12 protein-coding genes and 1 pseudogene are annotated in these 13,391 nt (G+C 46.9%); 11 read left to right on the forward strand and 2 right to left on the reverse strand.

What is annotated here, in order from left to right; translation table 11 throughout:
• Positions 1–176: 176 nt before the first annotated feature.
• The 5 genes from JCM23214_RS24750 to JCM23214_RS13750 all read left to right on the forward strand — a co-directional run bounded on the left by JCM23214_RS24750 (position 177) and on the right by JCM23214_RS13750 (position 3,957).
• Positions 177–1,514, forward strand: a complete 1,338-nt coding sequence (locus JCM23214_RS24750; RefSeq protein WP_439646404.1) for a TadA family conjugal transfer-associated ATPase — start codon at positions 177–179, stop codon at positions 1,512–1,514.
• Positions 1,514–2,515: a type II secretion system F family protein gene (locus JCM23214_RS13740; RefSeq protein ID WP_025899447.1), complete on the forward strand. Its 1,002-nt coding sequence runs from the start codon at positions 1,514–1,516 to the stop codon at positions 2,513–2,515. Before JCM23214_RS24750 ends, JCM23214_RS13740 begins: the two co-directional genes overlap by 1 nt.
• Before the next feature lie 10 nt (positions 2,516–2,525).
• Complete coding sequence (locus tag JCM23214_RS20915) at positions 2,526–3,347, forward strand: type II secretion system F family protein (protein ID WP_051548176.1); 822 nt, start codon at positions 2,526–2,528, stop codon at positions 3,345–3,347.
• Positions 3,307–3,507 (forward strand): type II secretion system F family protein, encoded by a 201-nt coding sequence (locus tag JCM23214_RS24755; RefSeq protein WP_199899605.1) that lies wholly within the window; start codon positions 3,307–3,309, stop codon positions 3,505–3,507. The genes JCM23214_RS20915 and JCM23214_RS24755 overlap by 41 nt, the downstream gene beginning before the upstream one ends.
• An 84-nt stretch (positions 3,508–3,591) precedes the next feature.
• On the forward strand, positions 3,592–3,957 hold the full coding sequence (locus JCM23214_RS13750; protein WP_025899448.1) for an Hpt domain-containing protein: 366 nt from the start codon (positions 3,592–3,594) through the stop codon (positions 3,955–3,957).
• Between the two features lie 76 nt (positions 3,958–4,033).
• On the opposite strand, the gene JCM23214_RS13755 is transcribed toward JCM23214_RS13750, so the two are convergent.
• Both JCM23214_RS13755 and JCM23214_RS13760 read right to left on the reverse strand, forming a co-directional pair.
• Positions 4,034–5,926 (reverse strand): SPOR domain-containing protein, encoded by a 1,893-nt coding sequence (locus tag JCM23214_RS13755; protein WP_025899449.1) that lies wholly within the window; start codon positions 5,924–5,926, stop codon positions 4,034–4,036.
• 132 nt (positions 5,927–6,058) lie between these two features.
• Complete coding sequence (locus JCM23214_RS13760) at positions 6,059–6,493, reverse strand: hypothetical protein (RefSeq protein ID WP_025899450.1); 435 nt, start codon at positions 6,491–6,493, stop codon at positions 6,059–6,061.
• 93 nt (positions 6,494–6,586) lie between these two features.
• On the opposite strand from JCM23214_RS13760, the gene JCM23214_RS13765 reads away from it, so the two are divergent.
• The 6 genes and pseudogenes from JCM23214_RS13765 to pstB all read left to right on the forward strand — a co-directional run bounded on the left by JCM23214_RS13765 (position 6,587) and on the right by pstB (position 13,391).
• Complete coding sequence (locus JCM23214_RS13765; protein ID WP_037493680.1) at positions 6,587–7,324, forward strand: SIR2 family NAD-dependent protein deacylase; 738 nt, start codon at positions 6,587–6,589, stop codon at positions 7,322–7,324.
• A gap of 71 nt (positions 7,325–7,395) precedes the next feature.
• Positions 7,396–8,805 carry an ATP-binding protein gene (locus tag JCM23214_RS13770; protein ID WP_025899452.1) on the forward strand — a complete coding sequence of 470 codons (1,410 nt, stop codon included), beginning with the start codon at positions 7,396–7,398 and terminating at the stop codon, positions 8,803–8,805.
• Between the two features lie 98 nt (positions 8,806–8,903).
• Entirely contained in the window at positions 8,904–9,935 is a 1,032-nt protein-coding gene (locus tag JCM23214_RS13775) for a substrate-binding domain-containing protein (RefSeq protein ID WP_025899453.1), read from the forward strand.
• A gap of 100 nt (positions 9,936–10,035) precedes the next feature.
• A pseudogene (pstC, locus tag JCM23214_RS26785) lies at positions 10,036–11,276 on the forward strand (phosphate ABC transporter permease subunit PstC).
• 1 nt (position 11,277) lies between these two features.
• Positions 11,278–12,576 carry a phosphate ABC transporter permease PstA gene (gene pstA, locus JCM23214_RS13785; protein WP_025899454.1) on the forward strand — a complete coding sequence of 433 codons (1,299 nt, stop codon included), beginning with the start codon at positions 11,278–11,280 and terminating at the stop codon, positions 12,574–12,576.
• Positions 12,577–12,590: 14 nt separating this feature from the next.
• Positions 12,591–13,391: a phosphate ABC transporter ATP-binding protein PstB gene (gene pstB / locus JCM23214_RS13790; protein ID WP_025899455.1), complete on the forward strand. Its 801-nt coding sequence runs from the start codon at positions 12,591–12,593 to the stop codon at positions 13,389–13,391.

A 13,391-nucleotide genomic window follows, 5' to 3' on the forward strand; every position in this document is an offset into this window, starting at 1 on the left:
AAGCACCTGTTGAGGTGAAGGCTGAATTTGAACGTCCGGAAACTGAATTTCTTTCCAGCAAAGGGGACTTTGAAGAGGAAGAGGATTTCTCACAACCTCAAGTCCCTTTGGCAAATGCTGCACCAATCGAAGATCAGGCCTCTGCTGTTGAAAACCCTGAAGCTGCAGGCGATATTGTGCCGCCCGTAGAAGAGGAAGAAAAATCAGCGGATATACTCAAGCTCGAGCCCGTTCTGGAATCACAAGCTCCTAGGGCGACTTCTCAAATCGAAAAAATAAAAGAACGGATTCAACCTTTATTGCTGGAGCGAATTGACATCAGCGCAGCCGTTCAAATGGACAGACTGGATCTTGCCAGGGATATTTCAGATATTGTTGCTGATATTCTTGTCGAGGAGCGTATTCAGCTCAATCAGCGTGAGCAAAGGGAGCTGATTGAACGCCTCATGCATGATATGCTGGGGCTTGGTCCTTTGGAGCCACTTCTGGCAGATGAAACTATAACAGACATTATGGTCAATGGCCCAAAACAGGTCTATGTGGAACAAAAAGGTAAGCTGGTTCTGTCTGACTGTCAGTTTCGTGATAATGCACATGTCTTGAGTATTGCTGGCAGGATTGTTAGTCACGTCGGGCGTCGGGTGGATGAGTCAAATCCGCTGGTTGATGCGCGTCTTGCAGATGGTAGTCGTGTGAATATTATTATTCCGCCCTTGGCAATTGATGGTCCCAGCATTTCAATTCGTAAATTTGCCAAGCAGAAAATAACCCTTGATACAATGGAAAAGCAGGGGAACCTGTCTCCAGCTGCCGCAACTGTTTTAAGGGTAGCCGGTAGATGCAGGCTAAATATTCTGATTTCTGGCGGTACCGGCTCGGGTAAGACAACCATGCTGAACGCTATTTCCCAGTTGATTGATCCGGGGGAGCGGATTGTAACGATCGAGGACGCAGCCGAACTGCAATTGCAGCAGCCGCATGTCGTGCGATTGGAAACCCGTTCTGCCAACCTCGAAGGAACAGGAGAAATCAGCATGCGTGATTTGCTCAAAAACTCGCTTCGAATGCGTCCTGATCGTATTATTTTGGGGGAAATTCGGGGTAGCGAGGCTATTGATATGTTGCAGGCGATGAACACTGGGCATGATGGCTCTCTATCAACTATTCATGCGAACCGTCCTCGTGAAGCACTGACCCGACTTGAAAATATGGTTGGAATGTCTGGAATTAACCTGCCTGCGAAAGCAGTTCGAACTCAGATTGCATCCGCTATTGATCTTATTGTGCAAGTGAGCCGTATGCGAGACGGTGTTCGCCGCGTCACCTATGTTTCTGAAGTTGTCGGCATGGAAGAAGATGTCATCACCATGCAGGATCTGTTTTGGTACGAATACCAGGGTGAAGACAAGGGAGGGCGTCTGATCGGCGACTTTAAATCTTCTGGTTTGCGTCCCCATTTCACGCCCCGCGCTGCTTATTTTGGTCTCGACAAGATGTTGATTGGAGCAATGTGATGTTTGCAGGAGAAGACCAGCTCACACTGATGCTGATTGTTGGCGGAGCGACGCTTTTTGTCACTTTGGTGCTCGGATTTGCACTTGTTGGAGGAGACGGTAATTCTGCAAGTGCCAAACGGCGCCTCGCAAATCTATCTCATGGTCATACTCCGGTAATGCCTAAAAATACTCAGCGGAATTCGGCCCGTATTGATGATCGTCAAAGCAGTATTAAAATCCTTGATACGATTGCGCGAAAATTTGTTCCAAAGCCGACTGAATTACGTGCAAGATTACAGAAAACTGGCACAAAACTAACAATCGCGGAATATGCGTTGATCACATTTGTGACCATGGCAACCATCTGGGTTTTGATGTATTTTGTTTATGAGCTGCCTCTTGTTTTATGCATCCCAGTGGGGTTGGCTGCTGGGATGATTTTTCCGCATTGGACAATTGGTTTTTTGGGGCGGCGACGTGTTAACAAATTCATGAAGCATTTTCCTGAAGCAATTGAATTGCTGGTGCGCGGTCTTCGGGCGGGTATTCCAATCAGCGAAGCAATTATCACTGTGGGACATGATGCACCTGAACCGATTGCGAGCGAATTCAAGGGTGTTGCAAACACTGTTAAGATGGGAAAATCTGTAGAAGAAGGACTCTGGGAAGTTTCAAAACGCATTGATGTGCCGGATTTCAAGTTTCTTGTCATTGCCATTTCCATCCAGCGTGAAACAGGTGGTAATCTTGCAGAAACCCTTGCAGGTCTTGCCAATATTCTGCGCAAGCGTCGCCAAATCAAACTGAAGATCAAAGCGATGTCTTCGGAAGCACGTGCCAGTGCCTGGATTATTGGATCACTGCCTTTCATCATGTTCTTTCTACTGTGGCTCGCAAACGCTGATTATATCCTCACATTGGTCAACGATCCGCGTGGCATATATCTAATTGGTGCGGGACTGACAATGATTGCAGGCGGTGTAGGCGTGATGGCCAAAATGGTACGTTTCGAGATTTAGGAGAGCAGCTATGATAGATATTGCAACCTTGCTCCCCGATTGGATGAAATCTACAGATATTCTGGCCATAATTGCCGGTGTAGCCTCAATGGCGTCCTTCTTGCTGATTTGGAATGCGCTTTTGGTCAAGGACTCCCTTCCTGATAGAATCAAGGGATTGGAAAACCGCCGCAAGCAATTACGTGATGAAATCGTCAAGAAAAACCCCCAACGCAGTAATTTGATTGCAAAAGAAAGCTTTATGCATCGCGTGGTGAAAAAACTACAGTTGATGAAAGGGGAAAGGGCGAAACAGATCTCCGCTCATTTGGCACAAGCAGGCTGGCGATCAAAAGAAGCTCTGGCAACTTACCTGTTTGCACGGATTTCATTGCCAATACTTTTTGGAGTTCTGGGCGTACTGTATGCTGTTGCTAAAAATCCCTTTGACTGGCCGCTTCCTGCAGGCATTGCGGTTGCTCTTGCTGCTGCATTTACGGGTTACATATTGCCGGGAATTATTCTTAAAAACCAGATTAGTAAACGTTATGCCCTTATTCGCAAAGCGCTGCCAGATGGGTTGGACCTTCTGGTCATTTGTACAGAAGCTGGCTTGAATTTGGATAGCGGCCTTGATCGGGTTTGCCGCGAGGTTTCAAATTCGGCTCCGGAACTTGCAGATGAATTTGCTTTGACTGCTATTGAATTGGGCTTTTTGCCAGATCGCAAGGAAGCATTGATGAATTTGTCTTCACGCGTAGACTTTCAATCCATGAACACGCTCGTCAATACCTTGTTGCAGACAGAAAAATATGGAACGCCTCTTGCGGTTGCTGCGGGTACTTTCGGCTGAAATGCGGGACGAGCGTTTGATGAAGGCCGAAGAAAAAGCGGCCCGTCTGCCTGCAATTATGACGGTTCCAATGATCCTATTTATTCTTCCCGCACTCTTTATTGTGCTCATTGGCCCGGCCGTACTTCGCGCTCTTGATGCTTTCTCCGGTTCCGGTTAATATTAGTAACTTGGAAAATAATGGGATTTACCTTTAGACGGTTTTTCATCGTGAAGGTGAACCACTGGAGAAAGTTTGCGTGTGATGGATCTATTTTCTGGAGTCTCGCAACAGATCGGGGATGATGAACAGCTTGAAATGTTGCGAGCTGATTTAGGGGACGATGTGCTCTCTTTACTTTTAAACCGGGCCGTTGACGGTGTGCAGGAGACGGTGGACGAGCTTAAAACATCGGCGGACAACAGCGATACTGAAACACTTAGGCGTTTAGCTCACGCTATGAAAGGCTCCACCGGGTCACTGTATTCAATACGTCTGTCAGAAATGGCTGCGGTGCTTGAAAAACATCACGCAGAACTAGGCAGGATCAAAGCAAGCTTCCCAGAATTTGAAAAGACCGCAAAAACTACAGTTGATTGGTGGGGTACAAAAATCAGCGAATTTGCTTGAATTGCAAACTGGATGGAAAGAATGCGAACAAGGCCCCAATTTTTGGGGCCTTGTTCTTAATTTGTAATAAACTCTATCAGTAAGAAACCGAGGCAGTTGTTTGGTCATCTATAGAAAGTGACCTCTTTTGTTGCTTATGGCCTGCTGTATTGGCTACTACATACCCTTCTTGATCGTTGGCAGGATCCGCATCGGCTATAGCTTCACCATCAATCTCGATTTGCGAATTCACTTTCGTCAAATAGCAGTCCGTACTTCTTTCTTGCAAGTTTCCGCAAAGAACACGGGGTGTCTCTTTGGCTGCAAATCCGCCGATACGCACTCGATAATATGTTCCTCGGTTTTCAACTTCGGCAACAGTATAAACAGGGCTATATTCATTGAGCAGATCAGGGTGTCGGCTTGTTAATTCACGCCATGCGCGCTTCGCCCGGTCCAGATTTTGAAAGGATGCAACCTGAACGTAATAAAGCGGCTTTGTATCACCGGGTGCAGTTTGAACTGGTTTACGTGACCACAGATCAGTTGAGCCTCCTGAATACCAGTCATAGGCAATGGGCTGGATATAGGCTTTGTGGGAGTTTTGCTGATCGTTATCAGGTTCGAGCAGGGCAAGAGGTGGCTCGACCTGTTCTGGTTTATTCTCAACTCTGGCAGTATCAGCGTTATTTTCGGGGTCTTGGGCGATTGCCTGGTCGCGTATTTCACCATTCTGATCTGCTTCGGTATGAGTTGATACCTTAGTGATTGCATCTAGAGGTTCTGCAGCATATTGCATGGCAGATTTATACGCAGGGGCCCGTGCAGCGCTCATTGCTGTTGCCAGTTTGGTCAGTTCTTCAAACGGCTGACTAACATTTTTTTCAGGGGCAGAATTTGTTGACAGAGCAACAGCTAACTCACTAGATCTCATCGGCTCTTTTGGAGCAGGCTCCGCAATCATGGAACGGCTCCTGTTTGCCATTCGTGCACTCGCAATTAAATCCGAAGGTACATCTGGTTCCGCATCTGGTTGAACCCGAATGTCTTTTGTTTCGGTTTTTGTTTCGATAAGTGTATATGGCTGACGAGATGTGTGGGCTCCTCTATTGCGTGTGGTTTCAGGCGCAACTGCCGCGACAGAAGATGCGTTTTCATGCCTTCCTCTATCGCTATTTAACGCCTGAAAATAAAGGGCGTTGTTTCTGGCTTCACTTTCGCTCAAGTCCATTCTGGAATAGCGCATGGCATCCGCCGATTTGCCTGCCATACCATATACCAGTGCGAGATTTTGACGATGCCGCGCAGTAGCGTTGGGGTGGGCGGTAATGATATCAAACATCGCAATCGCTTGTTCCAGCCTGCCGGTTAGAGCGAGAGAAAGAGCAAGATTGTTTTGGTATGTCAGATTTGCGGGTTCTGCTTCAATGGCAAGTCTGTAATAATCTTGGGCCTTTTCATGCTCACCTGCACTATCCAGCGCCAACGCCAGACCACCAAGTGATTTCGCATTCTTTTTGTCGAGTGAAACTGCATGTTCAAAGGATTTTGCGGCTAAATATGGCTTGTCAATTGATAGCAATGTGTAGCCAATTCCTGAATGAACAGCGGGTAAATCCGGATATTTGGAGGCAAGCTGATTGTATAGGTCGAGTGCAGCTTTTGTTTTTTTGCTTTTGCGCAGAATTTTTGCAATTCCCAAAACCGGTGTCGGATCCTGAGGTGCTTTTTCTGCTGCCATTGAATAAAATCGCAAGGCAGTTTCAGCTTTGCCTTTCGACCATTCCCGTTCAGCAATTCGTATCAGTCGATTTGGTGACAGTTCGCCTGAAAAATCCGTGTCGCCGTTCGTTTCAGTCGCAATTTCGGTACCTTGTGGGGTGGAACTGTAAGGTCCGTTTTGGGCTGTTCCGCAACTTGCTACAACGAGGCTGGTACCAATTAACAGCATAGCCTTGTTTGCTTTATGAATAGTTTCAAACTGGAGCACGTTCTTGTCTCCCTTTGCTGTCCATGATCATTTGCAGGGGAGTCTAAACAATTCTTCCTTAAAAACTGTTAAGAATAACGGTCTGGTTTAAGTAAATTTTTAATAAAGGTTTTGATCCAAATCTCTTTATCCTTATGGTTTTAAACGACGTTTCGCGGGGCGTTGGGGCAATCCTGACATATTCAATAAATCTGGCCTTTGCGGGGGAATGAAGTTGGATGGCATCACATCCGACCGATAGCTTTGCGCCATTTGCTGTTCAGTTGGTTGCGCCGGCGCTGATTGCGGGGGGTGTGGTTGCGCTGGTGCGGGCTGCGCATATCCCTGACTAGTAGTGTTCGTTTCCGGATCTATATATTTATCAAATGTGCCCGCTCGGATCTGGTTGGGAATCTGCTCAAACAAATTGATTGTGTTTTCTTTTCCAATGCGGTTTACGAAATTTGCAAGGGTAATCGTCAGGAGCCCGGTTCGTAAGGTTTGCTCATCTACAGCCATGTTTTTACATTGGTTCATTGCTTCAGCAATTGTTCGGGCAACCAGCCTGTTTGCTTGTTCAGTATTCATGTGAACATCCTCAATTCAGTTTTAGTTTCCAACTTTCCTGTGATTTAATGACGGTTGAACTGGAAAGATGTGACGATCGAGGGCAAGGCAAAAATGGACGAAATACAAACGTTTCAAAAAATGATTGAGGGGAGCACAAATATCGTTGTCTTTACAGGCGCAGGGATTAGCACTGAGTCTGGCATTCCGGATTTCAGGAGCCCTGGCGGATTGTGGGAAAAAAACAGGCCTATCGATTTTTCTGAGTTCATGTCTTCACCTGAGGCCCGAAAAGAAGCTTGGCGCCGCAAGTTCGCGATGGAGGAGGTTCTTGGCAATGCAATACCCAATTCAGGTCATTTGGCAATCGCGAAACTCTATGAGCAACAAAAAATTGGGGCTGTCATAACGCAGAATATAGATGGGTTGCATCAAGCATCGGGTATTCCCGAAGAAGACGTAATAGAACTGCATGGCAATACGACATATGCCAAATGCCTAGATTGTCATGAACGAATGAGCCTTGATGCCGTAAAGGTAAAATTTATACCTGATGAAATTCTTCCTCACTGCGAGAAATGCGGTGGAATTGTCAAGACTGCAACAATTTCATTCGGGCAAGCAATGCCAGTCGCTGAAATGAGAAGGGCCGAAGAAGAGGCACTTAACTGTGATTTGATGATTGCTATAGGCTCCTCTTTGGTAGTTTATCCTGCGGCTGATATACCGGTTCTGGCGCGACAGAACGGCGCAAATCTGGTCATTTTAAACAGGGAGCCCACGCCACTTGATGGGATTGCGACATTGACCCTAAATCGGGAAATTGGGGAAACGCTGAGTGCTGTCACATAATTGTAAGACTGCTTATACATACTGTCGTAATCTAACATTAGTTTCATATTTCTGTAGTATTTGGAAATCGAATGCATAATACCCCTGGGTTTCTGAGCAAACTGCTGCTGTTTATTTTGGTGGTGACCCTGCCTGTTGCAATTCTGGCGATTTGGATGGTCAGCCACGATATCTTAAGTCTGGAATACGGGCTATTGCTCACGCTTACGCCTGTGGGGCCTGCGGTGTTGCTGTATAATCGTTTGCTGAAGGAAATAGCAGCTTTAACGCGTAAGATGGGATATGCGGTGGTTAATCCACTGGATGCAAATGATCCTTCGAACACAGATCGTGGCGGTTTGCTACCGGTTACTGATTTTTTACTGACGATGCAGCAATACAGGCGTGTTCTTACAAAATCACTGAAAGATGCAGAAGAGAGCCAAAAAGACGCGGCGCTGTTGTTCAATATCTTGCCAAATTCCGTTTTGGTGCTGGACCACCGTCGTCGGGTTGTACAGTTTAACAATGCCGCCACCGTGTTCTTTGGTCGTACGAATATGGAAGGTGATTTAACCACATATTTGCGAAATCCGTCATTGATCAAGGCGGTTGATGCGACCCTTGCCGGTGAAATTACCGGTCGTCGGGTAGAGTTTGAAATGGTGGGAGAGGTCTCTCGCCATATTGCTGCAAATGTCGTTGCATTTGATAGCGGAAAATCTGAAAAGCTGAGAGTTATTATTACTTTGCATGATTTAACAGCGATCAGGAAAACCGAGCAGATGCGTGTTGATTTTATCGCCAATGCCAGCCATGAATTGCGTACGCCCCTCGCTATTTTGATTGGGGCAATTGAAACGCTGTTGGGGCCTGCGGCAAATGACCCAAAGGCCCATAAGAGGTTTTTGGAAATTATGCAGGCTCAGTCTACTCGTATGTCGCAGTTGATTGATGATTTGTTATCTTTGTCGCACATCGAAATGAATGAACATAGCAGGCCTTCAGATGAGGTGAATCTGGGTGATGTCCTGAACTCTGTTGAAAGTCTGCTCGCAGCCAAGGCCGTGGATTTACAGAAACAGTTGGCTCTTGAAATCCCTGAGCACCCTGTTGTTGTTGCCGGAGACAAGGACCAGCTTTCTCAGGTGTTTACGAACCTTATTGATAATGCTCTGAAATACAGCCGTGACAATAGCACAGTAACAGTTCGCTTAAAAGATATGGGTAAAGAAGCTCGTGTACTGATAATCGACCAGGGGGAGGGGATTCCCTCCGAACATCTACCGCGCCTTACAGAGCGATTTTATCGAGTTGATAGTGACCGAAGCCGTGAGATGGGTGGGACCGGTCTCGGCCTCGCGATTGTCAAACATATTGTGAGTCGCCACAGAGGGCAGCTTGATGTTGACTCGGTGGTAGGAAAAGGCTCAGTCTTTTCTGTAACACTTCCTTTAAATCAGGCAAAAAACAGCGGAAGTTCAACACTTTCCGAGCTGTAACAATAGTGTCATACAACTGTAGTACTAACGTCATCGCCAAAAGGCACTGTCCGCGCATCGGCAGGATCTGCTGTCGTTAGATATAACGGAGATATGACGTGTTTAAGAAAACTCTCGGACTTGCTGTCGTTGCGACAGTTGCTATTGCGTCTCAAGCAGTGGCTCGCGATCAAATCAGAATTGTTGGCTCTTCAACAGTATTCCCTTTTTCCACAACTGTTGCAGAAACTTTTGGTAACAAAGGCAACTTCAAGACCCCTGTTGTTGAAAGCACTGGCTCTGGCGGCGGATTGAAACTGTTTTGTGCAGGTATCGGTGTTGAACATCCGGATATTACAAATGCATCTCGGCGGATTAAAAAATCCGAAGTCGAAAAATGTGCAAAAGCCGGTATCACGGACATCACAGAAGTGAAAGTTGGTTTTGACGGAATCGTTGTTGCAAATGCCAAGTCAGCGGCTCCCCTGAACCTGACGAAAAAGCAGATTTTCATGGCATTGGCCAAGCAGGTTCCAATCGATGGCAAGCTTGTCGACAATCCATATAAAACATGGAAAGACGTTGATCCTTCTTTGCCAAATACAGCGATCAAAGTATTTGGTCCTCCTCCAACCTCAGGGACACGTGATGCGTTCGCTGAACTGGCTCTTGAAGGGGGAGCAAAAGCATTTCCAAGTCTCAAGGCTCTGCGTAAATCAGACAAAAAAGCATTTAAAGCCATCGCTCATGCCGTGCGTGAAGACAATGTTTATGTAGAAACGGGTGAAAATGACAACCTGATTGTTCAGAAACTCGTCGCAGAACCAACAGCCGTTGGCGTATTTGGTTTTAGCTTCCTCGATCAGAACGCAGATCAGATTCAGGGCGCGAAAGTCGGCGGTGTTGAGCCAACTTTTGAAAATATCTCAAGTGGTGACTATGGCATCTCCCGCTCACTGTTCTTCTATGTGAAAAATGCACATGTGGGTACAGTACCAGGCATCAAGGAGTATATTGCTGAGTTCACAAGCGAAGATGCGTTTGGCGAATTTGGTTACCTGACTGAAAAAGGTCTGATCCCATTGTCAGAAGAAGAGCGGGCGAAGGTTCGCGACGAAGCGACTTCTCTGACAAATCTTAAAATGATGTAAGTCATTCAGTGTGGAGGCTTTGGCCTCCACACTCTTTTATTGGTTTGAAGTGTTTATTTTTTTTGATGTTTTTGATTTCAATCCAGCAAGGCACGTTTATATGAGTACTTTACCGCTAATTATTGTTCTGCTCGCGATGTGTGCTGTTGGATACTGGTTTGGCTCCAAAAAAGCGTTGCAGACATCAGCCCAGTCCGGAAAGGTGCTGGGGAGTCGCCCGCACCAGTTTGGAATTTATGTTGCCATATGGGGGATACTTCCGCCGCTGGCTCTTTTAGCCATTTGGGCGGTATTTTCCTCTCTCTCGGATACTGTTAGTGGTGGTATCGTTTATCAGATCAACACTGTTGTGATACCAGCCCTTATTTTGGTAAGTGCGGCTGGCGGACTTTATTTTGGTATTCAGAAAATTACTCCCTCCCTTCGTACCCGTATCCTGATCGAACGTGTGGTTCTGAGCGTGCTGGTTCTGGCGTCCACGATATCTGTCTTTACGACAATTGGTATCGTGTTTTCTCTTCTTTTTGAGACTGTCAATTTTTTTGAAAAAGTCCCGCTTCTCGAATTTCTCACGGGCTTGAACTGGAGTCCACAGACTGCTCTTCGTGCCGATCAGGTTGCTCCTCAGGCGCCTTTGGGGCGGTTCCCCTGTTTCTGGGAACGTTATTGATAACCTTGATCGCCATGTTGGTCGCAATCCCTTTGGGATTAATGAGTGCGGTGTATATGACAGAATATGCAAGCGAAGGGTTTCGGGCGTCAGTAAAGCCTGTTCTAGAAATTCTGGCTGGCATCCCAACCGTAGTATACGGTTTTTTCGCCGCGCTGACTGTTGGTGTGTTTTTTCGCGATATGGGTGATGCTATTGGCATCCGGATTGTCTCCGAAAGCGCGCTGGCTGCGGGTGTGGTTATGGGAATGATGATTATTCCTTTTATCTCTTCATTGAGTGATGACATCATTATGGCGGTTCCGCAGAGTTTGCGTGATGCCTCATATGGTCTGGGAGCTACAAAATCTGAAACGGTTCGCAAGGTTATCTTGCCGGCCGCGCTTCCTGGTATCGTTGGTGCCGTGTTGCTGGCAGTAAGCCGCGCAATCGGGGAGACGATGATTGTGGTAATGGCGGCGGGTTTTGGCGCCAATTTGACAATCAACCCACTGGAATCTGTCACGACAGTTACAGTACAGATCGTCGGTCTGCTTGTCGGTGATCAGGAATTTGACAGTGCTAAAACTCTGGCTGCCTTCGCACTGGCGCTTGTTCTGTTTTTAATTACTCTTTGCCTGAACGTGATCGCGCTGGTCGTTGTTCGTAAATATCGGGAAAAATATGACTGATATGCATTCCTCATCCTCCAGATCACTGTTGCGTGATGAACAAACCTCGCCGGATTTAATCCGCCGACATCGCTCAGAGCGTCTTTTTCGGCGTTTGGGTTTGTCCGCAATCCTTGTCGCGTTGACTTTATTGGGAATTCTGATTTTCAGTATTGTTAGCAAAGGGTATTCCGCATTTGTCTATACGACTATTGATCTTGAAATTCACTTCGATGAAAAAGTGATAGATCCCGATGGTGCCAGAGACAAAAGCACCCTTCAGTCAGCCTCCTACGGCTCCCTGCTCAGGGATGCTATGCGGGCGGAATTTCCTGAAGTAAAATCCAGACGTGATCTTAGAACCCTCTTTTCTGTATTGAGTAAAGGGGCCGCGCATGAATTGCGGGAAATGGTGCTGGAAAACCCGGATCTGATTGGAACGCGTCAAGTGGTAACTCTGACAGCAAATGATGATCTGGATATGCTCAATAAGGGATTCATTAAAAGAGATGTTCCCGAAGAAGATCGCCGTGTTAAGGATAAAGAGATAGCATGGTTTGATCATTTAAAGGAAAAAGGCGCGGTCGCTACACGCTTTAATAGCCGTTTCTTTACAGGTGGGGATAGCCGTGAGCCTGAGCTTGCAGGTATTTGGGGCGCGATTGTGGGCTCTTTTTACACGCTCCTGACGACGTTTCTTATTTCGTTTCCCATCGGTGTTATGTCCGCTATCTATCTTGAGGAATTTGCCCCCAAGAATAAACTTACGGACCTGATCGAAGTTAATATCAATAACCTCGCAGCAGTTCCTTCCATCGTGTTTGGTCTGCTCGGGCTCGCACTCTTTTTAAATGTCGCGCATCTGCCAAGATCAGCACCTGTTGTTGGTGGTTTGACTTTGGCTCTTATGACGCTGCCGACAATTATTATTGCCGCGCGCGCCTCCATTCGTGCTGTCCCCGACAGTATTCGAAACGCTGCACTGGGTCTTGGAGCCTCTCGCCAACAGATGGTTTTTCACCATGTTTTGCCGCTCTCCATGCCGGGTATCATGACTGGAACCATTATCGGCTTGTCGCAGGCATTGGGAGAGACCGCTCCGTTGTTAATGATCGGAATGGTCGCTTTTATTGTGGATATTCCGGGCGGGGTAACGGATCCGGCAACCGTGTTGCCTGTCCAGGTCTTTTTGTGGGCCGATAGCCCGGAGCGCGCATTTGTGGAAAAGACCTCTGGTGCCATTATGGTTCTGCTTGGCTTCCTCGTGTTTATGAATGCTATTGCAGTGGTTTTGCGTAAAAAATTCGAACGTCGTTGGTAGAAGGGAAATTAGGAATGCAAATGTTAGCCGATGTGGAAAAACCGGAAAAGATGCAATCAAAAGCCATAATTTCTGCCCGCGATGTCAGCGTATATTATGGAGAGAAGAAAGCACTGAATGGTGTCAATCTGGATATTCTTGAAAACCAGATCACAGCATTAATTGGCCCCTCAGGATGCGGTAAATCAACGTTTCTACGCTGCTTAAACCGAATGAATGATACAGTTGAAGGGTGCCGCGTAGAAGGCGATATTCGTCTTGATGGTCAGGACATTTACGCGCCAAATGTGGACGAAGTTTTGCTTCGGGCTCGCGTTGGAATGGTGTTTCAAAAACCCAATCCGTTTCCCAAGTCAATCTACGATAACGTGGCCTACGCACCGCGCATTCACGGTCTAGCGCGGAACAAGGATGAACTGGATGATATTGTTCTTTCCAGTCTGGAAAAAGCGGGCCTCCTCACAGAAGTGCGGGATCGCCTGCATTCAACGGGTACTGGCCTCTCTGGTGGTCAGCAGCAGCGACTGTGCATCGCGCGGGCACTTGCTGTTCAGCCAGAAATCATTCTGATGGATGAGCCTTGTTCTGCACTTGATCCGATTGCAACCGCAAAGGTTGAAGAGCTGATCGAGGAGCTTAGAGAGAATTATACCATTGTAATCGTTACTCATTCCATGCAGCAGGCGGCCCGTATTTCACAGAAAACAGCTTTTTTCCATTTAGGAGAAATCGTTGAGTACGGTGAAACAGAAAAGCTTTTCACCAGCCCAAGTGACGAGAGAACACAAGGCTATATCACAGGTCGCTTTGGTTAG

Origin of the sequence: Sneathiella glossodoripedis JCM 23214, from assembly GCF_000616095.1 — a bacterium.
GTDB classification, from domain to species: Bacteria; Pseudomonadota; Alphaproteobacteria; order Sneathiellales; family Sneathiellaceae; genus Sneathiella; species Sneathiella glossodoripedis.